This window comes from Sulfitobacter sp. M22, from assembly GCF_021736025.1.
Lineage (GTDB): Bacteria > Pseudomonadota > Alphaproteobacteria > Rhodobacterales > Rhodobacteraceae > Sulfitobacter > Sulfitobacter litoralis.
This window is the reverse complement of record NZ_WMEC01000001.1, coordinates 2,201,463-2,224,477: the sequence shown is the minus strand read 5'-3', so window position 1 is coordinate 2,224,477 and position 23,015 is coordinate 2,201,463. Positions and strand designations below refer to the sequence as shown.

The 23,015-nt window shown below is 60.5% G+C and carries 26 protein-coding genes, 1 tRNA gene and 1 pseudogene; 10 read left to right on the top strand and 18 right to left on the bottom strand.

The window, feature by feature from the left end:
• Positions 1 to 6 precede the first annotated feature (6 nt).
• The 9 genes from ureC to GLP52_RS10910 form a co-directional block, all read right to left on the bottom strand.
• Complete coding sequence (ureC, locus tag GLP52_RS10950; protein ID WP_237272396.1) at positions 7 to 1,716, bottom strand: urease subunit alpha; 1,710 nt, start codon at positions 1,714 to 1,716, stop codon at positions 7 to 9.
• A gap of 24 nt (positions 1,717 to 1,740) precedes the next feature.
• Positions 1,741 to 2,046, bottom strand: a complete 306-nt coding sequence (locus GLP52_RS10945) for an urease subunit beta (protein ID WP_093731515.1) — start codon at positions 2,044 to 2,046, stop codon at positions 1,741 to 1,743.
• A complete protein-coding gene (locus GLP52_RS10940; protein ID WP_005851166.1) occupies positions 2,043 to 2,228 on the bottom strand; it encodes a hypothetical protein in 186 nt (61 codons plus the stop codon). The genes GLP52_RS10945 and GLP52_RS10940 overlap by 4 nt, the downstream gene beginning before the upstream one ends.
• A 27-nt stretch (positions 2,229 to 2,255) precedes the next feature.
• Positions 2,256 to 2,558, bottom strand: coding sequence for an urease subunit gamma (locus tag GLP52_RS10935; RefSeq protein WP_093731514.1), 303 nt, complete (start codon positions 2,556 to 2,558; stop codon positions 2,256 to 2,258).
• A 1-nt stretch (position 2,559) separates the two neighbouring features.
• Entirely contained in the window at positions 2,560 to 3,432 is an 873-nt protein-coding gene (locus GLP52_RS10930) for an urease accessory protein UreD (RefSeq protein ID WP_093731513.1), read from the bottom strand.
• Between the two features lie 154 nt (positions 3,433 to 3,586).
• On the bottom strand, positions 3,587 to 4,900 hold the full coding sequence (locus tag GLP52_RS10925) for a TRAP transporter large permease (protein WP_237272395.1): 1,314 nt from the start codon (positions 4,898 to 4,900) through the stop codon (positions 3,587 to 3,589).
• Positions 4,897 to 5,463 carry a TRAP transporter small permease subunit gene (locus tag GLP52_RS10920; protein WP_093731511.1) on the bottom strand — a complete coding sequence of 189 codons (567 nt, stop codon included), beginning with the start codon at positions 5,461 to 5,463 and terminating at the stop codon, positions 4,897 to 4,899. Before GLP52_RS10920 ends, GLP52_RS10925 begins: the two co-directional genes overlap by 4 nt.
• Positions 5,464 to 5,575: 112 nt before the next feature.
• The gene (locus GLP52_RS10915; RefSeq protein ID WP_237272394.1) at positions 5,576 to 6,613 is read right to left on the bottom strand and encodes a TRAP transporter substrate-binding protein; all 1,038 of its coding nucleotides are present in this window, start codon (positions 6,611 to 6,613) and stop codon (positions 5,576 to 5,578) included.
• 194 nt (positions 6,614 to 6,807) lie between these two features.
• A complete protein-coding gene (locus GLP52_RS10910) occupies positions 6,808 to 7,659 on the bottom strand; it encodes a helix-turn-helix domain-containing protein (RefSeq protein ID WP_237272393.1) in 852 nt (283 codons plus the stop codon).
• Between the two features lie 93 nt (positions 7,660 to 7,752).
• Here GLP52_RS10910 and pobA point away from each other — a divergent pair, with 93 nt between their 5' ends.
• Positions 7,753 to 8,922, top strand: coding sequence for a 4-hydroxybenzoate 3-monooxygenase (pobA, locus tag GLP52_RS10905; protein WP_237272392.1), 1,170 nt, complete (start codon positions 7,753 to 7,755; stop codon positions 8,920 to 8,922).
• Positions 8,923 to 9,020: 98 nt separating this feature from the next.
• On the opposite strand, the gene GLP52_RS10900 is transcribed toward pobA, so the two are convergent.
• The 4 genes from GLP52_RS10900 to GLP52_RS10885 form a co-directional block, all read right to left on the bottom strand.
• Positions 9,021 to 10,001: a zinc-binding dehydrogenase gene (locus GLP52_RS10900; RefSeq protein ID WP_237272391.1), complete on the bottom strand. Its 981-nt coding sequence runs from the start codon at positions 9,999 to 10,001 to the stop codon at positions 9,021 to 9,023.
• A 21-nt stretch (positions 10,002 to 10,022) separates the two neighbouring features.
• Entirely contained in the window at positions 10,023 to 10,616 is a 594-nt protein-coding gene (locus GLP52_RS10895; protein ID WP_237272390.1) for a TetR/AcrR family transcriptional regulator, read from the bottom strand.
• A gap of 165 nt (positions 10,617 to 10,781) precedes the next feature.
• Positions 10,782 to 10,857, bottom strand: a tRNA-Ala gene (locus tag GLP52_RS10890).
• Between the two features lie 116 nt (positions 10,858 to 10,973).
• A complete protein-coding gene (locus GLP52_RS10885; protein ID WP_093731505.1) occupies positions 10,974 to 11,300 on the bottom strand; it encodes a TIGR02300 family protein in 327 nt (108 codons plus the stop codon).
• 112 nt (positions 11,301 to 11,412) lie between these two features.
• Here GLP52_RS10885 and GLP52_RS10880 point away from each other — a divergent pair, with 112 nt between their 5' ends.
• Together GLP52_RS10880 and GLP52_RS10875 are read left to right on the top strand one after the other, a co-directional pair.
• Positions 11,413 to 12,105, top strand: coding sequence for a M48 family metallopeptidase (locus tag GLP52_RS10880; RefSeq protein WP_093731504.1), 693 nt, complete (start codon positions 11,413 to 11,415; stop codon positions 12,103 to 12,105).
• 61 nt (positions 12,106 to 12,166) lie between these two features.
• Entirely contained in the window at positions 12,167 to 12,817 is a 651-nt protein-coding gene (locus GLP52_RS10875) for a GntR family transcriptional regulator (protein ID WP_093731503.1), read from the top strand.
• A 22-nt stretch (positions 12,818 to 12,839) separates the two neighbouring features.
• Here GLP52_RS10875 and GLP52_RS10870 read toward each other — a convergent pair whose 3' ends face one another.
• The 3 genes from GLP52_RS10870 to GLP52_RS10860 form a co-directional block, all read right to left on the bottom strand.
• Positions 12,840 to 13,802: an acetyl-CoA carboxylase carboxyltransferase subunit alpha gene (locus tag GLP52_RS10870; RefSeq protein ID WP_093731502.1), complete on the bottom strand. Its 963-nt coding sequence runs from the start codon at positions 13,800 to 13,802 to the stop codon at positions 12,840 to 12,842.
• Between the two features lie 64 nt (positions 13,803 to 13,866).
• Positions 13,867 to 14,466 carry a LysE family translocator gene (locus GLP52_RS10865; RefSeq protein ID WP_237272389.1) on the bottom strand — a complete coding sequence of 200 codons (600 nt, stop codon included), beginning with the start codon at positions 14,464 to 14,466 and terminating at the stop codon, positions 13,867 to 13,869.
• Between the two features lie 107 nt (positions 14,467 to 14,573).
• Positions 14,574 to 15,533 carry an L-malyl-CoA/beta-methylmalyl-CoA lyase gene (locus tag GLP52_RS10860; protein WP_237272388.1) on the bottom strand — a complete coding sequence of 320 codons (960 nt, stop codon included), beginning with the start codon at positions 15,531 to 15,533 and terminating at the stop codon, positions 14,574 to 14,576.
• A 249-nt stretch (positions 15,534 to 15,782) separates the two neighbouring features.
• Here GLP52_RS10860 and dgcN point away from each other — a divergent pair, with 249 nt between their 5' ends.
• From dgcN to GLP52_RS10845, 3 genes are read left to right on the top strand one after another with little or no spacing between them, the layout of a single operon-like run.
• Complete coding sequence (dgcN, locus tag GLP52_RS10855; RefSeq protein ID WP_237272387.1) at positions 15,783 to 16,784, top strand: N-acetyltransferase DgcN; 1,002 nt, start codon at positions 15,783 to 15,785, stop codon at positions 16,782 to 16,784.
• Between the two features lie 45 nt (positions 16,785 to 16,829).
• Entirely contained in the window at positions 16,830 to 17,795 is a 966-nt protein-coding gene (gene dgcA / locus GLP52_RS10850) for an N-acetyl-D-Glu racemase DgcA (RefSeq protein WP_237272386.1), read from the top strand.
• A 3-nt stretch (positions 17,796 to 17,798) separates the two neighbouring features.
• Positions 17,799 to 18,659 (top strand): D-amino-acid transaminase, encoded by an 861-nt coding sequence (locus tag GLP52_RS10845; RefSeq protein ID WP_237272385.1) that lies wholly within the window; start codon positions 17,799 to 17,801, stop codon positions 18,657 to 18,659.
• A gap of 31 nt (positions 18,660 to 18,690) precedes the next feature.
• Here the strand turns inward: GLP52_RS10845 and GLP52_RS10840 are convergent, their stop codons facing one another.
• Positions 18,691 to 19,002 (bottom strand): DUF1244 domain-containing protein, encoded by a 312-nt coding sequence (locus GLP52_RS10840; protein WP_237272384.1) that lies wholly within the window; start codon positions 19,000 to 19,002, stop codon positions 18,691 to 18,693.
• Positions 19,003 to 19,264: 262 nt separating this feature from the next.
• Between GLP52_RS10840 and pyk the strand changes: the two genes are divergently transcribed.
• The 4 genes and pseudogenes from pyk to rplT all read left to right on the top strand — a co-directional run bounded on the left by pyk (position 19,265) and on the right by rplT (position 21,696).
• Positions 19,265 to 20,710 carry a pyruvate kinase gene (gene pyk / locus GLP52_RS10835; protein ID WP_237272383.1) on the top strand — a complete coding sequence of 482 codons (1,446 nt, stop codon included), beginning with the start codon at positions 19,265 to 19,267 and terminating at the stop codon, positions 20,708 to 20,710.
• Between the two features lie 44 nt (positions 20,711 to 20,754).
• Positions 20,755 to 20,982 (top strand): hypothetical protein, encoded by a 228-nt coding sequence (locus GLP52_RS10830; protein WP_093731494.1) that lies wholly within the window; start codon positions 20,755 to 20,757, stop codon positions 20,980 to 20,982.
• Positions 20,983 to 21,113: 131 nt separating this feature from the next.
• The gene (gene rpmI, locus GLP52_RS10825; RefSeq protein ID WP_093731493.1) at positions 21,114 to 21,314 is read left to right on the top strand and encodes a 50S ribosomal protein L35; all 201 of its coding nucleotides are present in this window, start codon (positions 21,114 to 21,116) and stop codon (positions 21,312 to 21,314) included.
• A 15-nt stretch (positions 21,315 to 21,329) separates the two neighbouring features.
• Positions 21,330 to 21,696: pseudogene (gene rplT / locus GLP52_RS10820) on the top strand (50S ribosomal protein L20).
• 61 nt (positions 21,697 to 21,757) lie between these two features.
• Here the strand turns inward: rplT and GLP52_RS10815 are convergent.
• Positions 21,758 to 22,981 (bottom strand): YbfB/YjiJ family MFS transporter, encoded by a 1,224-nt coding sequence (locus tag GLP52_RS10815; protein WP_237272382.1) that lies wholly within the window; start codon positions 22,979 to 22,981, stop codon positions 21,758 to 21,760.
• Between the last annotated feature and the right edge of the window lie 34 nt (positions 22,982 to 23,015).

Here is a 23,015-nt window from a genome sequence, read left to right as displayed (position 1 = left end):
GGGGCCTCAGAACATGAAATAGCGTTGCGCCATGGGGACGGTTTCAGCGGGCGCGCAGGTCAGCAGCTCGCCGTCCGCGCGGACTTCGTAGGTTTCGGGGTTCACCTCTACCTTGGGGGTGGCCGAATTATGGATCAGATCGGATTTGCCGATGTTGCGGGTGTTTTGCACCGCGATGGTCTGTTTGCGCAGGCCAAGGCTGTCGCGCAGCCCGTTCGATTGCGCGGCTTCCGAGATAAAGGTCACCGCGCAATGTTGGAGCGCGCTGCCATAGGCCCCGAACATCGGGCGGGTATAGACCGGTTGCGGCGTGGGGATCGACGCATTCGGGTCGCCCATTTGCGCCACGACGATCATGCCCGACATCAATACCATTTCGGGCTTCACCCCAAAAAAGGCGGGGTTCCACAGCACCAGATCGGCCTTCTTGCCGACCTCGATCGACCCGACCTCGCGGCTGACACCATGGGCGATGGCGGGGTTGATCGTGTATTTCGCGATATAGCGTTTGACGCGGAAGTTGTCGTTGTCGCCGGTTTCTTCGGGCAAGCGCCCGCGCTGCTTGCGCATCTTGTCGGCGGTTTGCCACGTGCGGATCAGCACCTCGCCCACACGTCCCATGGCCTGACTGTCGCTAGCGATGATCGAGAACGCGCCGATGTCATGCAGGATATCCTCGGCGGCAATCGTCTCGCGTCTGATGCGGCTTTCGGCAAAGGCGACGTCTTCGGGGATGGATTTATCAAGGTGGTGACAGACCATCAGCATGTCCAGATGCTCTTCGAGCGTGTTCACCGTGAAGGGGCGCGTAGGGTTGGTCGATGACGGCAGCACGTGTTCTTCGCCGCAAATCTTGATGATGTCGGGGGCGTGGCCGCCGCCTGCGCCCTCGGTATGGAAGGCGTGGATGGTCCGGCCTTTCATCGCGCCAAGCGTATGTTCGACAAAGCCGGATTCATTCAACGTGTCGGTGTGGATCATCACCTGCACGTCCATGTCGTCCGCGACCGACAGGCAGCAATCAATCGCGGCGGGGGTGGTGCCCCAATCTTCGTGCAGCTTCAGCGCACAGGCCCCGCCGTTCACCATTTCGATCAGGGCACCGGGCTGGCTTGCGTTGCCCTTGCCCGCGAGGCCGATGTTCATCACCACGCCGTCCATCGCCTGCAACATGCGCCCGATATGCCACGGGCCGGGGGTGCAGGTGGTGGCGAGCGTGCCATGCGCCGGACCGGTGCCGCCGCCAAAGCAGGTGGTCACGCCGGAATGGAGTGCGTCCTCCATTTGCTGGGGCGCGATAAAGTGGATGTGGCTGTCGAAACCGCCGGCGGTCAGGATGCGCCCTTCGCCGGCGATGATCTCGGTTCCTGGTCCGATGATGATGTCGACGTTGGGCTGGGTGTCGGGGTTGCCCGCCTTGCCAATCGCCGCGATGCGCCCGTCTTTCAGCGCGACATCCGCCTTGTAGATGCCCGAATGATCGACGATCAGCGCGTTGGTAATCACGGTATCCACCGCACCATTCGCCCGCGTGACCTGCGACTGACCCATGCCGTCACGGATCACCTTGCCGCCGCCGAACTTCACCTCTTCGCCATAGGTCGTCAGATCGCGTTCGACCTCGATGATCAGATCGGTGTCAGCCAGCCGTAGCCGGTCGCCCGTGGTGGGGCCGTACATCGCTGCATATTCAGAGCGGGGGAGTGTGGTGGTCATCGGTCTCTCTTTCCTCGAAGCGCCTTAGAGCGCGCCCATCACTTCAGCGTTGAACCCATACACCTTACGGTCGCCCGCGAGCGGGATCAGCTGCACCTCGCGGCGTTGACCGGGTTCAAAGCGCACGGCGGTGCCGGCGGCGATGTCCAGCCGGTGACCACGCGCGGCGGCGCGGTCAAAGTCGAGCGCGGGGTTGGTTTCGGCGAAATGATAATGGCTGCCGACCTGCACCGGACGGTCGCCGGTATTGGCGACCATCAGGGTGATGGCCGTGCGATCCGCGTTCAGGGTGATGTCCCCTGTGGCGCAAAGCACCTCTCCGGGGATCATTTGCGCGCCTTGCGGGGGGCCTTGACCCGCCCGCGCAGCGCGATGGCCGCGGCGGTTGCGATGACGGCGAGCCCCATGAAGACAGGCATCCATTCGGCCCCGTGGGGGGCGATATGCACACCGGGGTGGGCAAGGGCAGGGCCGGCCATCAGGGCGGCGGGCAGGATCATCAGATGTTTCATAACGGGGGCCTTTCTTGCGAACGGGGTCTAGCGGATGGGGTTGTGCACGGTGACCAGCTTGGTCCCGTCGGGGAAAGTGGCTTCGACCTGTACGTCGTGGATCATCTCGGCGATGCCTTCCATACAGTCGTTGCGGGTGATGACTTGGGCACCGGCCTGCATCATCTCGGCCACGCTGCGGCCATCGCGTGCGCCTTCGACGACGGTATCGGTGATCAGGGCAATTGCCTCGGGGTGGTTCAACTTGACGCCGCGGGCCAAGCGCTTACGCGCGACTTCGGCCGCCATGGCGATCAGCAATTTATCTTTTTCACGGGGGGTCAGCTGCATGTCAAAGCATCCATGTTTTGGGAGGGGCCGCGCCGTGCAGGCGGGCGATGATCGGCACCAGAGACTGGCGCAGGATGTAACTGTCGGGCGCGAGGAGCCGCGCATAAAGCACGCCGTCGCGGATCAGGCTGGCACCGGCGCTGGCGGGCAGCAGCGCGCGCAGGGGGGCAAGCAGCGCCTCGGCATCGGGGGCGGCGTAGATCACGCTGGCCATAGCGCAGTTGCCGCCCGCCGTGGCGGTGCCAGCAAGTTGCGTGTGGATATCGCCGGACAGGCGCACGGCATCAGCAAAGATGGGGTGCCCGTCGCGGCGGATCGTGATGTTATCGGCAAAGCGCGCGTCGCTTAGCGTTTCGCCCATGGAGACGCGGCCAAAGACCAGCGGCTCTACGCCGAAGAAACAGGCATCGCCCGTCAGGTCCACCTCCAGCTTGCGGCGCAGGGCAGAGCCGTTGAACAGGATCGTTTCCTGCGGCAGCCAATCGATCCGTGCCCCGCCTTTTGCGACCAGCCGCGTCGTCATTTGCGCCATCGGGCCGGGTTGTGCCAGATAGACACGTTCGGCAGCCTGACTGGTCAAGGTCAGGCGGCTGTCCGCACCGGCAGTGGCGTGGATCGACAGTTCGTCGCCGCCCGTCATCCCGCCTGAAGTGTTAAGGAAGACCCCCGTCAGACCACCCGCCGCCGCACGCGGAAAGAGCGCCTTGAAGCAGCCCTGCTGGTACAGATCGTCGATCACCGACGTCCCGCCGTAGGTCTTGCTGCTGATGCGCAACGCCCCGCGGGCGCGGGGTTGCATCGGCACGGCGAAAGCCTGATCGGTATGGGCGGCGATGTTGATGGGGGGCCTCGTCCAGTTGAAAATAACTCCCATCTGGATAGCGTGATTCCCGTCGGGTGCGATCCGAAATGGGCATTTTTGGCGCAATTTGAGGCTGCTTCGCGACGGATGCCTATAATTTGGGCATATCCCGTCAGTGGCTTTGACCCGCAGCTTGGGCGCGGGTCAAAGCAGTTTTGCGGTCGGCCTACCCGTAGAAGTACTTGGGCAGATAGGTCGCGATCTCGGGGATCAGAATGATCAGCAAGACCCCGATCAGCGTGACGATCACATAGGGCGTCACAGAGGCATAGATGTCGCCCATCGTCACATCCGGCGGGGCCACCCCTTTGAGGTAAAAGAGGTTAAAGCCGAAGGGCGGGGTCATATACCCGACCTCCATCATGATGATGAAGAGGATGCCGAACCAGATCGGATCAAAGCCATAGCTCTGCACCACGGGCAGGAACACAGGCAGGGTGATCAGCATGATCCCCACCGGATCCAGCACCATGCCAAGGATGAAGAGCACCGCCAGCATAAATACCAGCGACCCCCAACGCCCACCGGGCACAAGGTTCATCATGTCCTGGATCAGGCTTTGTGCCCCAAGCGCGGTATAGGCCGTGCTAAAGGCGTGGGCCGCGAACAGGATCCACATGATCAGCGCGGTCAGTTTCAGCGTCGCGACAGAGGCGTCACGGATCACGGCCCATGACAGTTGCCGGTTCACGCCTGTGGCGACCATCGCACCAAAGACACCGATGGCGGCGGCTTCGGTCGGGGTGGCGAACCCGCCAAAGATGGCCCCCAGCACGATCACCACGATCAGGATCGGCAGGATCACCGCCTTGAGAGACCGCAGTTTCTGCCCCCAGTTCGCGCGTTCCTCTTTCGGGAGGGCGGGACCCAGTTCCGGCTGCATCCAGCAGCGTCCGCCGATATAGACGGACACGAGGAAAAACAGCAGCAGCCCCGGCCCGATGCCCGCTGCGAACAGCCGACCGACAGACACCTCGGTGAGCAGCGAATAGAGCACCATCAGGATCGACGGCGGGATCAGGATGCCCCAGCCGCCGCCCGCGTTAATAGCCCCAAGTGCGAGCTTTTTGTCATAGCCCCGTTCCAGCATCTTGGGCAGTGCGATGGTACCCATTGTCACAACCGCCGCACCCGAGATGCCCGACATGGCGGCAAAGATCACGCAGATCAGCACCGTGCCAATTGCCAGACCGCCACGCAGGCCGCCCCACCATTCGTGCATCATATCGTAAAGGTCATTCGCGACCCCCGATTTTTCAAGCAGGATCGCCATGAAGACAAACAGCGGGATCGCCATCAGGGTGGGTGATTGCATCGTCTCCCACATTTTAGAGGCGAGCAGATAGAACCCCAGATCGCCCATTTCGGCGTACAGGAAGATGACCGAAATTCCCCCAAGGGCAAAGGCAAGCGGCGTGCCGAGCATCACAAACAGCAGCAGCGCGCCAAAGAATAGCATGGTCAGAATTTCAACGCTCATGAGTGGCCTCCAGCGGCTTGGGCGGCTTCGGTGTCACCGGTGGCGGGTTGACCAAAAATAGCGGGATCATTGGGCAGTCCCATCAGGGTGCGCACATCGGCCCAAAGGCGTACAAACCCCTGCAACAGCAGCAGCAAGGCGGCGACGGGGATCAGGGATTTAGTCGGCCACAGCGGGGCTTTCCAGACAGAGTTCGACCGCTCCATATCCGCAATGGCCTCGGACGCGATGTCGTAGCCTTGCCACAGCAGCACGCCGACAAAGATCAGGAACAGCGGCCATGTCACGATGTCCACCAGCGCTTTGCGCTTGGGTGAAAACTGGCCGTAGATGATATCGACGTTCACGTGGCCGCGTTCGGTCAGCAGGTACCCGCCCCCGATGATTGCATAGACCCCAAAGATCAGCGTCGCCAGTTCGGCAGTCCAGATCGCGGGCTGTCCGATCAGATAGCGCATGACCACATCGGCCAAGAGCAGGGCAAAGATAATCAGCACGCAAAAGCTGATCCAATAGCCGATAATGCGGTTCAATTGCGTGATGAAGCGCGCAAGTTTAAACAAAACGTTTCTCCCTCAGGACAAAAACGAGCCGCCAGAAATGCAAGGACATATCAGGCGGCTACAATGATTTTCAGCGCGGCCTTACCGGGGGGGATCCCCCCGGATCAGACGCTTAAAGATAGCCGAGGTCGGTCATCAAGGTTTTGTAGATGTCTGCCGCCTTCGCCGCGCGTTCGCCTTTCTGCGCCTCTGTATCGAGGATCTTGGACGACGCATCCGCAAGGATTGCCAGCACATCGTCGGGCAGTTCAGATACTTCGATGTTGTTCTCGGCAATGCCTTCGGAAATCGCGATGGCTTCGGCGTGCTGGTATTCGGCCGACCGCTGGAAGAACCGCGTCTCCATTGTGTCGAGCAGGGCAGTGCGCAGATCGTCTTCCAGCCCGTCAACGGCCTCCATATTCAGGATAAAGGCGTCAGTGGTCTGACCAAGCGCGGGTTTGTAATGGTATTTGCAGACCTCCCATAGGGACATGGATTTCGCCCCCACGGCAGCGCCCCAGTGTGCGCCATCCACAACGCCCGAGCTGAGCGATTGATAAAGCTCGGAGCCTGGAATGTATTGCGGCGCGGCACCGGCGGACTGCAGGTAATCAAGCATTGTGCCGGACGACCGCAGCTTGAGCCCTTTGAAGTCTTCGGCGGATTCGATCTTTTTCGACACGACGATCTCGACGGGCAGAACTTTTTCCGTCTTCATCATCACGCCGTCGGCGTTCAGTTCTTCGTTCACCAGGGCCTCAAGGCCGAGGTTCTTGACCGCGTGTTCCATTTCCCACGCCTGACGGAAAGTGCCGGGGATGCCGAACAGGAAGGACGCGGCCTGCGCCTGATCCTGCACATAGGACGGGCTGACCGTCCCCATGGGCACAACGCCCTTGCGCACAATGTTGTAGATGTCGGGGCCTTTGGCGAATTCGCCCGCACCCAGCAGATCCATCTTGAACGCGCCTTCGGTGCGCGCCTCAAGCACTTCTGCCAGTTTACCAAGGCTGTCGTTGAAAGAGCTGGACGCCTTGGGCCAGTGCGCCTGCACGCGCCAGTTTACCTTACCTTGTGCGATACCCTTGCCAACCAGCGCCGGTGTTGCCAGCGCGCCAAGAGCGGCCCCACGCAGCATGGTGCGGCGGTTCATATTGCCTTTAGTCATTAGATTTCCTCCCAGAAACTTTGGTTTCTTTATTCTGCGCATCACGATTTACGCAGGCTCCCTAGCGTCACCTTCACGCATCGTCAGGGGGAGGTCAAACGGCTGTTAGCGATAACAGTTAATAAATCTGACGTTTGTCAGCTTTGGGGCACGGAATTGCCGACTCTTCAACCTGTGGTGCAGGGAAACAGCGGTCATGTTGCGAACTGATGGCGGTATTGCGACGGGGTGACGCCTTGAACGGTACGAAATCGCCGCGAGAAATAGGACGGGTCGGCAAAGCCCAGACGGTAGCCTATCTCGGCCACTGAAAGGCGCGTGAATGCGAGCAAGCGGCAGGCCTCGTCGATGTGGCGGGCTTCGATATAGGCGGTGGCGGACTGGCCTTTGGCTGCGCGACACAGGCGCGACAGATGTCCGGTGCTGACGCCAATGCTGCCGGCAAAATCCTTGGCCGTCCAGCCCGCGTTGGCCGGATCACTGATCAACTGGTCCAGCTGCGCCAGCCGGTCGTCGTGCGGGGCGCTGCCGTCCTTTTGCAGCGTCCCCCATGCCGCGATGCTGGACAGAACAGCGTGCCCTAGCCCCACAGCGATCTGCGCCCGAAACGGGGCAGTCGTCTGGGCGGTCACCGTTTCAAGCTGTGTCATCAGCGCAACCAAGGAGCCCGCCGCCCGCCCAACCGCGGGTTTGGACAGCGCATTGCCCAGTTCTGCATTCACCGGCCCGATGCTGTGCAGAATCGCGATGGGAAAGGATTGCACCATGCCTTGGGTGTTAGGGGTAAAGTCGAAGCTATGCACCATGCGCGGTGGAATAAACACAGCCGACCCCTGCGTCAGGGCAAAGCGGTCGCCCTCGATATTTGCGGTGCCACCGCCCGAAAGAATATACAGTACCTGAGCAAGCTGAGCGTGGCGATGCGGCGCGATATGCCAAGCGTGATCCGGTGCGCGGTCCTTGATCCGTTCGCAATGCAGCACATCGGGAAACCCTTTGGTTTCACCAAAAAGCGCATAGCTGGGGATCGGGGAAAGCTGTGTCATGCACGAATAGTACCAGAAGTTGCCCTAACGATCCATTCTTCCTGCACGTTTCGTACAATAGGTTAATCCGATAGTCGGGCAGGAAAATTTAATATGAAAACGCAAGTCGTCATTATCGGGGGCGGGCCATCTGGTCTGTTATTGTCGCAACTGCTGAATAATGCAGGTGTCAGCACTGTCGTTCTTGAACGGACCACCCGCGACCATGTTTTGTCTCGAATCCGCGCCGGTGTGCTGGAAGACGGTACGACGAACCTGCTGCGCCACGCCGGTGTGGGCGCACGGATGGATCAGCAAGGTCTGCCGCACAAGGGCTGCTACCTGACCGACAACGATTCGATGGTGCATATCGATTTCCAAAAGCTGATCGGGAAACAGGTCATGGTCTATGGCCAGACCGAAGTCACCCGCGATCTATACGAGGCGCAGGACAGAATGGGTGCGACGATCATCCACGAGGTCGAGGACGTGGTTATTGCCGGCGCAGACACCAACGCGCCCACGGTGTCCTTTTCCAAAGATGGCCAGCGGCAAGAGATCAGCTGCACCTACGTCGCAGGCTGTGACGGATTCCACGGTGTCAGCCGCAAGACGATCCCCGCCGCCAAACGCAAGGAATTCGAACGCGTTTACCCCTTTGGCTGGCTGGGGGTTTTGTCGCGTACGAAGCCGGTGAATGACGAATTAATCTATGCCAGTTCCGAACACGGCTTCGCCCTTGCATCTATGCGCAGCGAAAGTCTGAGCCGGTATTACGTTCAGGTGGCCTCCTCAGAGAACGTCGCAGACTGGAGCGATGACCGTTTTTGGGAGGCGCTGAAGCAACGGCTGCCTCAGTCCGTGGCCAGCGCATTGATCACCGGTCCGTCGATGGAAAAATCCATCGCGCCGCTACGGTCGTTTGTGAGCGAGCCGTTGCGGTGGGGCAATCTGTTTCTGGTGGGCGACGCTGCGCATATCGTCCCCCCGACCGGCGCCAAGGGGCTGAACCTTGCGGTGTCGGATGTCTTCTATTTGCACGACGCATTGATTGCCGCGCTCAAGCGAGGGGATCAGCGCGGCATTGATGGCTATTCCGAACATGCGCTGGCGCGGATTTGGAAGGCGATGCGGTTCAGCTGGCAGATGACGACCATGCTGCACCAGTTCGAGGGCGAAGACAGCTTTGCGCCGCAGATGCGTCGGGCGTCGCTTGCCCATCTGGCACAAAGCGAAACGGCGCGGCGGGATCTGGCCGAAAATTATACAGGGCTGCCGTTCTAAAGATCGCGGCCCAAGATGGGCTTGCGATACGAAAACGGCCCGCCCACTGACGCATGATCAGGGGGCGGGCCGCGTCTTTGTTTTCGGTGCAGCTGCGTTTAGCCGCGGATCATCACCTTACCAGAGCGACCCGGTGTCAGCGACGCTTTCAGTGCCCCAGACAGATCGTCCAACCCGAACTGCCCGCCATCTTCCAGCACCAGCTCGCCTTTGGCGACCAGCGTCACCAGCTCTGTGATCAGGCGCTTGCGCTCTTCGGGGTCCATCTCGCCGCTCACGCGGGAACCCCAGAAGCCTTTTACCGTGATGTGCTTCATGATCAGCGCACCCGAGTTCAGCGGCATCGGCGCACCGGTGGCTGTCCCGAAAACGACAAGCTCGCCGTCCAGTCCCAGCAGATCGACCAGATCAGCAGAGATATCACCCCCCACGGAATCGATCGCGGATGCGGCACCTTTTTCGCCAATGATTTCGCGCGCTTTATCCTGCCAGCCCGCTTCCGAGGTCGACAGCACATTGTCGATGCCCAGATCCGTCAGCTCTGTCACAGCGTCTTCGCGCCGCACGAGGTTCAGCAGGTTGATGCCGCGGCTTTTGGCGAGCGTGGTCATGATCTTGCCCACGGCCCCGTTTGCTGCGGTCTGGACGATCCAGTCGCCCTTCTTTGCCTTCAGCGTTTCCAGTAGGGAAATCGCGCTGAACGGCATGGCGATCAACTGCGCACCGGCGACATCAGAGATCGCGTCGGGCAGGGGAAGAACGCCAGTGGCGGGGGCAACAAAGTAGTCAGCCCATGTGCCATGCACGCCCGCAATCGACACGCGCTGGCCGATCATCGCTTCGTCAACGCCCTCGCCAACGGCCTCTACCGTGCCAAGCGCTTCGCTCCCGCCAATCGCACCGGGAAGCTCGGGCTTGTAACCGTAGTTGCCGCGGATTGTCCAAAGGTCGTGGTTGTGGATCGGGGACAGCGTCATCTTGACCAGAACCTCGCCCGCGCCTGCGGTGGGGGTGTCGATTTCAGTGCCTTCAATGACGTCGATGGGTTCGCCAAAGCTGTTGTGGACTGCTGCTTTCATAGGTGTCTCGCTTTCTTGTGTTTATCGTATGGCTAGAAAATCGGTGGTTTGTGACAAAGCCTGCTGTAGCGGGATTTGATCCTGCGAGAGTTTTGACAGGATCGCGGCCCCTAGGAACTTGGCATAAAGCGTCTGCGCGGTCGCACGTGGGTCACTGATCGGCGGGACGGAGCCGTCTTTCGCTCCGGCAACCAGCAGGTCGGCGATACGGGTCACAAGTTCTGCCACGCCGTCATTCAGAATACGGCGCATCTCATCAGACAAATCAGCGACCTCGGCACCCAACTTGACCACAAGGCACTGGTTGGCGATCCCTTCGGAATCCGCATGCGCCAGCCATGCTGACCAAAAGGCCGTAAGCTTGTCATGCGCAGACCCCGCCCCGCTGCACAGCGTATCGATGCGGGCCAGATAGTCGGCGACATAATCATGCAATAATGCCTGACCAAAGGCATCCTTGGACGGAAAATAGTAGTAGAACGACCCCTTGGGAACGTCGCTTTCCTTCAGAATACGCGCCAGCCCGACGGCACCGAACCCGTGCTTGCTGATGAGCGATCGTCCGGCGGTCAGAATTTTCTTCCGCGTTTGATCTGATTTCTTTTGCTCTGTCATAGGAGGGAGATAGGAGCTATTAGACCGGTCGTCTAGTGCCGGAGCAGAAATCTTTGTCAGCGTCGAGCCGCGCTAAAGATGCGCAGCACATGTAACACCTTGCGGGCGCGCGTCAGTCAGCCTCGCGTGGTGCGAAACGTTTATGCTGGATTTTTGGTGAGTGAATGGTGGAGCCTAGCGGGATCGAACCGCTGACCTCCTGCATGCCATGCAGGCGCTCTCCCAGCTGAGCTAAGGCCCCATCGTGGATCAAAGATCCGGGAAGTGTATCAACCGTGTAAGGCCGATGCGCCGCTGAATAGGCGGTCGCGAGGGCGGGATCAAGAGGAAAATCTATCCCGCCATCGCAAAATTCAATTAATCGTCGTCTTCGGAGGCAACGTCCGCGATTTCTTCGAGAGGAACAGTATCCTCATCGTCGTCATCATCGTCCAGAATGTCGTCGTCCAGATCTACGTCTACGTCGTCATCATCCACCAGCGACTCTTCATCATCAGAGTTGCCTTTCTTGGATTTGGCAGTGACGGCATCTTCGGCGTCTGCGGCGATCATGCGGGATTTGGAGTTATCAACCTCGACCACTTCGCCGGAGTATGGGCTGATGATCGGATCTTTGTTCAGGTCGTAGAACCGTTTGCCCGTTGTGGGGCACAGGCGCTTGGTTCCCCATTCTTCATTGGGCATCGAAGACCCCTTTTTGAAAGTGTTGTTGCGTATAGATGATTCAGGCCAAGTGCCATATGAGATACGCACTGTCAAAGGCAATCGCCACCTCATCGCGACCCGGAACCCTGAAATGCCTGATCCTGTCCTGCCCGGAAACCCACCTATCCCGCTGATCCTGCGCCGCTCTGCACGGGCGCGGCGCATATCGCTGCGGATATCGCAGCTGGACGGGCGGGTGACGCTGACGATGCCAAAACGTCTGAAGGAAGCCGAGGGAATCGCCTTTGCACGCGAGAAGGAGGCCTGGATTCGGCAGCATCTCGACGCGCGCGGTGAAGATGTCGTGGTGGGCATCGGAGCAGAATTTCCCTTGGGCGGGCGGATGCTTCGGGTCGAGGCGGGACAGGGCAGGCGGGTGGTTCTGGGGGCCGATACGATCTGTGTCCCCGGACCCGCGGATCGCGTGCCCGTGCGGCTGGCTGCCCATCTAAAGGAGCTTGCGCGCGACCGGCTGACGGGGGCCTGTGACGACTATAGTGCGTTGCTGGGGCGTCCTTATGCCAAGCTGACGCTGCGCGATACGCGGTCGCGGTGGGGGTCCTGCACCTCTGACGGGGGGTTGATGTTTTCGTGGCGGTTGATCCTGACCCCGCCCGACGTGCTTGATTATGTTGCCGCGCACGAGGTCGCGCATCTGGCGCAGATGAATCATTCGCCCGCCTTCTGGGCCGAGGTCGAACGGATTTACGGACCCTATCAGGAGGCGCGTGGCTGGTTGCGCAGGCATGGCAGCGACCTGCACCGGTTCAAGTTTACTGCGTAGCGCAGCACCTCGGCGCGTTTACCACATTGACGCACCGGCGATTCGTGATCACAACGACGATATGAACCTGAACCCTCGTCCTCTTGATGCGCATCCATTGGCGCATGACCGCGTGTACCGGCAGTTGCGGACCCGTATCATGTACGGGGATCTGCCACCGGGGCAGGCGTTGACCCTGAGGGGGATTGGCAAGGAATACGAGGTGTCGATGACCCCCGCGCGCGAAGCCGTGCGCCGGTTGGCGGCAGAGGGGGCGCTGACCATGTCGGCGTCGGGCCGGATTTCCACACCCGAGCTGAGCAACGAACGCATCGAAGAATTGGCCGCGCTACGGGCGCTGATCGAGGTAGAGCTCGCCAGTCGTGCTTTGCCCCGTGCCCACCTTGCGTTGATTGACCGGATGCAGGCGATCAACAATGCCATTTCCGACGCGGTGAACAATCGCGACGCCGTGAATTATATCCGTACAAACCTCGAATTTCACCGCACGTTGTATCTGCGGGCGCAGGCACCTGCGATGCTCGCGATGGCAGAGACTGTCTGGCTACAGATGGGCCCGACGATGCGTGCGCTCTATGGGCGGTTGCGACGGACAGAGCCGCCGCATTTTCACAAGCTGATTATCGCAGCCCTGCGCGCCGGGGATGAACCCGGTCTGCGTCTGGCGGTGCGTACGGATGTGACGCAAGGCTTGCGGATGCTGGTGTCCTAGGGCCCTGCGGGGCGGCGTAGAATTACGCCGCCAGCCCTTTGGCCCCGAGGCCAAGGAACTTTTGGCGGCGATCCGCGACCAGCGCCTTGGCGTCTTTGCCTGACAGGTCATCCAGCATCGCGGCAATCGCGCTGCGTACCGATGCGATGGCGGCTTTGGGGTCACGATGCGCGCCGCCGCGGGGTTCGGGGATGATGCGATCGTTCACGCCGAGCTGTTTCAAATCTTGCGCTGTCAGGCGCAACGCTTCGGCGGCTTCGCGCATCTTTTCGGCGTCTTTCCACAAGATCGACGCGCAGCCCTCGGGCGAGATCACGGAATAGACGGAATGTTCCAGCATGGCGACACGGTTCGCCGTGGCAAAGGCCACAGCCCCGCCCGATCCGCCTTCGCCGATGATGACCGACACAAGCGGCACGCCGACTTGCAGACATTTTTCAGTCGCACGGGCGATGGCTTCGGACTGGCCGCGCTCTTCGGCCCCTTTACCAGGGTAGGCACCGGGGGTGTCGACCAGCGTGATCACGGGCAGGCCGAATTTATCCGCCAGCTCCATCAGGCGCACAGCCTTGCGGTAGCCTTCGGGGCGGGCCATGCCGAAATTGCGTTCGATGCGGGATTTGGTGTCGTTGCCCTTTTCGTGGCCGATCACGACGACAGGTGTATCATTGAACCGCGCCAGACCGCCCATGACAGCCAGATCATCGGCAAAGTTCCGGTCGCCCGCCAGCGGCGTGAATTCGGTGAACAGGGCTTCGATATAGTCTTTGCAATGGGGGCGGTCGGGGTGACGTGCCACCTGACATTTGCGCCACGGCGTCAAGGACTTGTACAGATCGTCCAGCATTTGATGGGCTTTTTCGTCCAACGTCTTGGCTTCGGCGCTGACGTCCATCCCTTCAGAGGTCCGCGCCAGTGCGCGCAGTTCTTCCGCTTTGCCTTCAACTTCGGCCAGTGGTTTTTCGAAATCCAGATACTGTGTCATCACCTGCTCCGCGCTTTGTTCAGGGCTATATGGCGTTGATTTGCGGTCTTTGCAACGTGACCTGTCAGCTGGCCGGCCAAAGGGCAGGCAACAGCGATGCCACAAGCAGCGCGGCCATGGTCACGTTAAACACCCGCAAACGTCGGGGATTCGTCAGAAAACGGGCCATCTGCCCGCCAAGAAGGGTCCAAAGCGTTACCGAAGGCAGCGCCATCACCGCCACGACAAGCGCCGTGATCACCAGCGGCAATATGCCGGCAGAGGGCACGTAGATCGTGATCACGCTCAGACCGAAGGCCCAGGCCTTGGGGTTGACCCATTGAAACCCCGCCGCCTGCAGAAAGCTCAGCGGTTTGGCGTTCGGGTCTGCGCTTTGTACCGGCGCGGCGGTGGCAATCTTATAGGCAAGGTAGATCAGATAGATCAGGCTCAGCAGCTTGAGCACGGTATATATGATGGGAAATGCGTCGAACACGCGGATCAGTCCAAAGCCGACAAGCAGCAGCATGACCATAAAGCCAAGGGTAATCCCCAGCATATGCGGCACTGTGCGCGCGAAGCCGAAATTCGCCCCGGACGCCATCAGCATCAGGTTGTTCGGCCCCGGCGTGATAGAGGTGATGAGGGCGAAAAGCGCGAGCGCGGAAAGGACATCAATGGACATGCCGCCTTGATGCCCCAAGCCGCAGGGTATGCCAAGCCCGCTTCGCTACGGGCGGGGGCAACAGCGGCGCAGGGGCAAGGTCCGCGCCGCTGTGTCGTATTGCGGGGTTAGCGCGAGGCGATCATCTCGGACTGGCGCACGATGACCTCGGCCTGTTTGATGCTGGCGATATCGACCAGACGACCCTTGTAGACGGTCGCACCTTCGCCGTTGGCCTTGGCTGTTTCCATCGCGGCTAGAATCTCGCGGGCTTCAGCGACGGCCTCGTCAGAGGGGGTGAACACCTCGTTCGCGACGGCGATCTGCTTGGGGTGAATGGCCCATTTGCCGACCATGCCCAAAGTTGCCGACCGGCGCGCCTGCGCGCGGTAGCCTTCGTCGTCCGAGAAATCACCGAACGGACCATCGACCGGCAGCACGCCATGGGTCCGGCAAGCGGCGACGATGGCTGTCTGCGCCCAATGCCACGGATCAGACCAATGCTTGGTCCCGTCGCGCAGCATGTAGTAGTTTTCTTGCGTGCCGCCGATGCCGGTGGTCTGCATCCCCATAGAGGCGGCAAAGTCGGCCGCGCCAAGGCTCATCGCTTGCAAGCGCGGGCTGGCAGCCGCAATTTCTTCAACATGGGCAATTCCCGCCGCCGATTCGATGATGACCTCGAACGAAATCTTCTTGCTTCGGCCTTTGGCGGTTTCAATTGCCGTGACCAGCGCGTCGACAGTATAGACGTCAGCGGCGCAGCCGACCTTGGGGATCATGATCTGGTCCAGACGCTCGCCCGCCTGTTCCAGCAGGTCGACGACATCACGGTACCAATAAGGTGTGTCCAGGCCGTTGATCCGTACGGACAACGTCTTGTCGCCCCAGTCTACGTCGCTGATCGCTTTGATGATATTGGCGCGGGCGCTGTCTTTGTCCGAGGGGGCAACGCTGTCTTCCAAATCCAGGTTGATGACATCTGCGTCAGAGCTTGCCATTTTCTCGAAGATTGCCGGGCGCGAACCCGGGCCGAACAATTGGCAACGGTTGGGGCGTGCAGGGGCTGTGGGCTGGATGCGAAAGCTCATATGCGAACTCCTTGAGTAATAAAGTTACGACTTGATTGCCTTGGGTGGTATTAAATTGCGCTGCGCCCTGCAAGAGTGATCTCGCAGCTGCAGCATCGGGCGCTAAATTTCTATGCACAATTCTTGCGCAGATGGGCGGATCTTTGCAAATATTCTCCGGTCTCTCTTGCGTCGGCCATTCATTTGCAACCTTATCGCGCCGAAAGGCTGCGAAACTGAGCCAAAGCCAAATTACAGGAGCATGTGATCATGATCAAAACACCATACCTTCTTTTCCTGGGCGACGCGCCAGATCATCTTGCTGCTAAAGTAGCGCAAGGCATCAAGGACTGGCGTCCCGATAATGCTGTCGGCCAATTGCGGCTGGACGGGTGTAAGGCGGATCTGGGCCTGACCGATATGACCCTAGCGCAGGCGAAAGAAGCGGGCGCAAAGACGTTGGTCATCGGTGTCGCAAACCGCGGTGGCACCATCAGCGCCACATGGCGCGCCGTGCTGGTCGAAGCGCTGGAGGCTGGCTTTGATCTGGCATCCGGCCTGCACAACCTGCTGCGCAACGAACCAGAACTGGTTGCCGCCGCCGAGAAACACGGCCGCACCTTGCATGATGTGCGCATCCCGTCGGTGCAATATCCCATCGCGAACGGTGTCAAACGCACCGGCAAGCGGGTGCTGGCAGTCGGCACCGATTGTTCTGTCGGCAAGATGTATACCGCGCTGGCATTGGACGCGGCGATGAAGGAAAAGGGGCTGAAATGCAGCTTCCGCGCGACGGGCCAGACCGGTATTCTGATCACCGGCGAAGGCGTGCCGTTGGACGCCGTGATCGCGGATTTCATGGCCGGCTCGATCGAGTATCTGACGCCTGACAATGACGACGATCACTGGGATATCATCGAAGGGCAGGGCAGCCTGTTCCACGTGTCCTATTCCGGCGTCACCATGGCGCTGATCCACGGCGGCCAACCCGATGCCCTGATCCTGTGCCACGAGCCAACCCGCAAGACCATGCGCGGTCTGCCCGACTACACGCTGCCCACGCTGGAAGAGGTGCGCGACGTGGCACTGACGCTGGCAAAGGTCGCCAACGCAGGCTGTCAGGTGGTCGGCATCTCGATCAATACGCAGCATCTGTCGGAAGCAGAGGCAGACGCGTACCTCGCCGAGGTTGAGCAACGCCTGGGCTTGCCAGCCGTGGACCCGTTCCGGCAAGGTGCCGCGAAACTGGCGGATGCTTTGGCAGCCCTCTGATCGGCCCTTCGGGGAGAGTTTAAGTGGCAAAATGAAGGAGCGGATATGCGTATTGAGGTAAGCCGGGATGTCTTTCGGCTGGCGCAGGTCTTTACCATTTCGCGTGGATCGCGGACCGAGGCGCAGGTGCTCACGGTTCGGATCACCGAAGCCGGCGTGACGGGATGGGGCGAATGTGTGCCCTACGCCCGTTATGGCGAGACGTTGGAATCGGTCACGACAGAGATCGAAGCGTTAAGCGGGTCCCTGACCCGCGAGGCGCTGTACGATCTGCTGCCCGCCGGGGCTGCGCGCAATGCGGTGGACTGTGCCTTGTGGGATTTGCAGGCCAAGCAAGCGGGCAAACGTGTGTGGGAACTGGCGGGGCTGGCCCAGCCGGAGCCCGAGGTCACGGCCTTTACCCTGTCGTTGGATAGCCCCGACAAAATGCGCGAACAGGCTGCATTGCATGCGCATCGTCCGTTGTTGAAGATCAAGCTTGGTACGCCGGACGATATGCCCCGTCTTGAGGCTGTGCGCGCCGGTGCCCCCGATGCGCAGATCATCATCGATGCGAATGAGGGCTGGTCGGCAGAGGTTTACGCCGATCTTGCCCCGCATCTGGTGCGGCTGGGTGTGTCATTGGTGGAGCAGCCTTTGCCTGCAGGCGATGATGATGCGCTGATCGGGATGGATCGGCCGGTGCCGGTCTGTGCGGATGAAAGCTGTCATGACCGTGCGAGCCTTGCTGCGCTGAAGGGCAAATACGATGTGGTCAATATCAAGCTGGACAAAACCGGCGGCCTGACGGAGGCGCTGGCGCTGCGCGATGCCGCTGTCGCACAGGGCTTTGAGGTGATGGTCGGCTGCATGGTCGGGTCTTCGCTGGCAATGGCACCGGCGACCTTGGTGGCGCAGGGGGCCAAGGTGGTGGACCTTGACGGCCCGCTGCTTCTGGCCGAAGACCGCGCGGACGCTTTGACATTTGACGCCGCCGGGGTGCACCCGCCTGCGGCCAAGCTTTGGGGATAAGACATGCGGACTGTATATGTGAACGGCGAATACCTGCCCGAGACCGAAGCCAAGGTTTCGATCTTTGATCGCGGGTTTCTGATGGCGGACGGGGTCTATGAGGTCACCAGCGTGCTGGACGGCAAGCTGATCGACTTTGACGGCCATGCCATCCGGCTCAGCCGGTCGTTGAACGAGCTACAGATGCGCAACCCGATCTCGAAAGAGGATCTGTTGGAGGTGCATCGCGAGCTGGTCCGTGTGAACGAGATCGACGAGGGGCTGATCTATTTGCAGATCACGCGCGGGTCGGACGGGGATCGAGACTTTGCCTTCCCCGATCCCGACACAACCGAGCCTACGATCGTGTTGTTCACCCAATCCAAGCCTGGCATGGCCGATAGCCCCGCCGCCAAGAAGGGGGCCAAGGTCATCAGCATCGAGGACATCCGCTGGGGCCGCCGCGACATCAAGACGGTTCAACTTTTGTATCCGTCGATGGGCAAAATGATGGCCAAGAAAGCGGGCTGTGACGATGCGTGGATGGTCGAGGACGGGTTTGTCACCGAAGGCACCAGCAACAACGCCTATATCGTCATGGGCAACAAGATCATCACCCGCGCCCTGAGCAACGAGATTTTGCACGGTATCACCCGCGCTGCGGTTCTGCGGTTTGCCAAAGAGGCGCAGATGGTCGTGGAAGAGCGTAACTTTACCATCCACGAAGCGCAGCAGGCGGATGAGGCGTTTACCACATCAGCCAGCGCCTTTGTCATGCCAGTGGTCGAGATCGACGGCGTGGCCTTGGGCGATGGAACACCAGGCAAGGTCGCGCCGCGTCTGCGCGAGATCTATCTGGAAGAAATGCGCAAGGCGGCGGTGTAACTCGCCTTGCCAAGGGGCTGGCCGCGTGCGGTCAGCTCTTTTCCACGTTCTGCTCAAACGCAACTTTGAACGCTTCTTTCTGCGTGTCTTTCGCGTCGGTCTGATAGCCGGCTTTCCATGCGTCCATGGTCATGCCGTAAAACAATTCACGCGCTTCTTCCTTGCCCATGTCGATGCCGCGTTCGTTTGCGGCCTCTTGATACCAGCGCGACAGGCAATTGCGGCAAAAGCCGGCTAAGTTCATCATGTCGATGTTTTGAACATCCGTGCGGTCTTGCATCAGATGCTGTTGCAGTCGGCGGAACGCCGCAGCCTGCAGTTCGATTTCCTGTTGTGTGGGCATTATGCTCTCCTCGGTGTCGGTACCGTAAAGTTATGGGTTGGTCGGTGTGGGTTCAAGGCGGGCGCCTGGCTGCGTGTCTTGTGGTCTGCTTGCAATCGTCATGGTGCTGTAACACTGAAGGGGGCATAGACGGTATGGGCCAGCCTTGCTAAATGTTAACGCTAACTTATTTACTATCCACTCTGACCGCCGCGCGTGTTAAACCCGTGGCAATAAGCGCAGGGGCTGCCAAAGCCCGCAGATGAAAAGGGACGTCACCAGTATGAAACGCACGCGGAATGTCAAAGTAGTTGCCACCTTGGGTCCGGCCTCGGACACGCACGAGACGATATCGGCACTGTTTCACGCGGGCGCGGATGTGTTCCGGTTGAACATGAGCCACGGCAGCCATGACGAAATCCGGATCAAGCACCAGATCATCCGCCAGATCGAAGAAGAAACAGGATCCACGATCGGTATTCTCGCGGATCTTCAGGGGCCAAAGCTGCGTGTGGGTGTCTTTTCGGGGGACAGCGAATTGCTGGTCGAGGGCGCGTCGTTCCGGCTGGATCTGGACGAGGCAGAGGGCAACGCCCGCCGCGTGTGCCTGCCGCACCCCGAGATTTTCCAGGCGCTTGAACCGGGCGCATCGCTGTTGGTCAATGACGGCAAGATCCGTCTGAAGGTCAAGGAATGCGGCCCCGATTTCGCTGAGTGCGAAGTGATGATCGGCGGCGTGATCTCTAACCGCAAGGGCGTGAACGTGCCGGATGTGGTGCTGCCGCTTGCCGCCCTGTCGGAAAAAGACCGCGCCGATCTGGAATTCGTGTGCGAGTTGGGGGTCGACTGGCTGGCGCTAAGCTTTGTGCAGCGCCCCGAAGATGTGACCGAGGCGCGCGAACTGGCCAATGGCCGTGCCGCATTGCTCAGCAAGATCGAAAAGCCGTCGGCGGTGGACCGGTTCGAGGACATCCTGGCGGTGAGCGACGGTATCATGGTCGCGCGCGGTGATCTGGGGGTTGAGCTGCCAGTGCAGAACGTACCGCCGATCCAGAAACGACTGGTGCGCAAATGCCGTGCGGCGGCAAAGCCGGTGATCGTGGCGACGCAGATGCTGGAATCGATGATCGAAAGCCCGATCCCCACTCGGGCCGAGGTGTCGGACGTGGCGACCGCGATCTATGAAGGCGCGGATGCCGTGATGTTGTCGGCGGAATCTGCTGCCGGTGCCTATCCGGTCGAGGCGGTGCGCACGATGGACAACGTCGCCACCGAGGTAGAGCAGGACCCGACCTATACGCAGATCATTGAATCGTCGCGCAAGGTGGATCGCATGACAGTGGCTGACGGTATCGTTGCCGCTGCCCGCGAGATTGCGGAAACCGCGAACATCAAGGCGATCTGCTGCTTCACGCAAAGCGGCACCACCGCACTGCTGACAGCGCGCGAACGGCCACGGGTGCCGATCATTGCGCTAACGCCATTGGTCAGGACCGCACGTCGTCTGGCGCTGACCTGGGGTGTCAACTGCGTGCAGACCGGCACGCTGGAGCGGTTCAAGATGGCTGTGGTCAGCGCTGCACGGGTCGCCCGTGACGAAGGATATGCCGGACCGGAAGACATGATCGTGGTCACTGCAGGCGTACCCTTTAACGTCGAGGGCAGCACCAATATCCTGCGCGTTGCCCCTTGCGACGAACGATTGATTTTTAATACCGATCCGGAATAACCTCTGGTCAGGCAATAAAAATATATCGAGCAGGGGCAAAGACTATGGATACTGATCTGATTTTGGTGATTGGTCTTGCCCTTGCTGTGCTTTCTATCCCCTCTGTCGTGTCGGCCTTCTCTGATGGCCGTGCGCCGCGGGCGTCGGCGTTGACGGTGCTGATCGCGGGCGGGATGATTGTCTATGCGATTAACACCCATCCGGGTGGCTATGCGCTGGAAGATATCCCCACCTCCGTCCTGCATGTCGTTGCGCGCTATAAGTTCTGGTAACCGCCCGCGTTTCGCGCTTTTGCCCTTGCTTTGAGGGGCGGTCCCTCCTATACGCCAGCTTCGTTCCGCGCGTCCGGCCTTCGTGGCATGCCGAGTCGCGCACTTACCGAACTCAAGTTAAGGAGACGGAAATGCCCAAGATGAAGACGAAATCGAGTGCAAAAAAGCGCTTTAAGATCTCGGCGACCGGCAAGGTCATCGGCGGTCAGGCTGGCAAACAGCATGGTATGATCAAACGGTCTAAGAAATTTATCCGTGACGCGCGTGGGACAACAGCTTTGTCTGCTCCCGACGCCAAGATCATCAAGGGCTTTATGCCCTACGACCGCTAAGATAGGAGAGCCGATATGTCCCGTACAAAAGGTGGTGTGGTCACCCACGCCCGTCACAAAAAAGGTAATCAAGGCAGCCAAAGGTTACTACGGCCGTCGCAAGAACACCTTTAAGGTCGCCCGTCAGGCGGTCGACAAAGCCAACCAATACGCCACGCGTGACCGTAAGAACCGCAAGCGGAACTTCCGCGCATTGTGGATCCAGCGGATCAACGCCGCTGTGCGCAGCCACGACGAAGCACTGACATACAGCCGCTTCATCAACGGTCTGTCCTTGGCTGGTATCGAAGTGGACCGGAAGGTTCTGTCCGACCTGGCAGTCAACGAGCCCGAAGCATTCGGTGCCATCGTAAAGCAAGCACAAGACGCATTGGCCGCATAAGCGCCCTTTGACGATCCAGAGTTTTAGAATGCCGCCCTGACACCGGGGCGGCGTTTTTCGTTTAAGCGGGGTCTTGCGCCGTCAGGGGCTTTTGAAAGGCAACGACAGCCGCCCCCATCAGCAGGATCGCAGCGGCGACCAGCAGGCTCGATCCGATGTTGCCGGTCAGATCCCCCAAGGCGCCGGCGGCAAAAGGGCCTGCGGTCTGTGCAACGGCGAAGACAACGGTGAACAGGCTCATCGCGGCGGCCCAGCTTTCGGCGGGCAGGTTCTGGCGGATAAAGCTGGTGATCGCGCTTGGGGCCATGAACACACACAGCCCGAAAACGATCGCCGAAATCACCACGGCCCCGCCCGCGGGCAGGACCAGCGGCAGCGCCGACCCGACTGCGATACCGGTCAGGATCATCGCCAAGGGCTTGCCCGAGGCGTGCCGCGCCAACACGCCGCGCCACACAAAAGGCGAGGCGATCAGGGCCACCCCCATGATGATCCACACCGCCGAGATCAGCAGCGCTGGCGCCTGCTGGTCGGTCATCCATGCCGACAGGAATGTCAGATACACGATATACCCCATAGCAAAGCCGATATAGCCTGCCAGCTCTTTCCAGATCAGGCGTAGCTTGATGCCACCCACTGCCGTGTTGCGTTGCGCAGGGACCGACAGCCGCGCCGCAGCCCATAGGGACAGGGGCAGGCAGGCCACGCTGATCGCGCCGATGATATACCAGCCATAGCGCCATGATCCGGTGCCCCAGAGCTCTATCATCAGGGGCAGGGACGCGCCTGCGAGCATGATCCCGATACCGCCACCCGCGCCGAACAGGATCGCGATCGCCAGCGCATTGCGCCGCGCGTCGCCGGGAAACAGCCGCGCGGTTAGCACGCCAGCAGTAGAGAATGACATCGCCCCGAATACCCCTGCCGCGAACCGCCAGAAAGTTTGCCAGCCCATCGTCGCCTCGTATCCCGTGGCCAGCAGGGTCAGCGTGGTTGCGACCATGCCAAAGCCGAACAGCCGCGCCGGCGCGATGCGCCCGATCAGCAGCAACGTCAGCACTGCGCCAATGATATAGCCAAGCGCATTCGCCGTGTTCAGCCAGCCCGCTTGCGCATAGGTCCAGTCCAGCTCGGTCTTCATCGCTGGCAGGATCAGTCCGTAGGCAAAGCGTGCAAACCCGTTGGTGACGGTCACCCCCAGCGTCAGGCCAAGCAGCGCCAGCCAGGGCCGTGTGACAGGTCGGGGAAGCGTCGGGCTACCTATGGGTTGTGAAATCTCTGCCACGCTCTGCTCCCTTTTGGTGGTTTGCCGCACTATG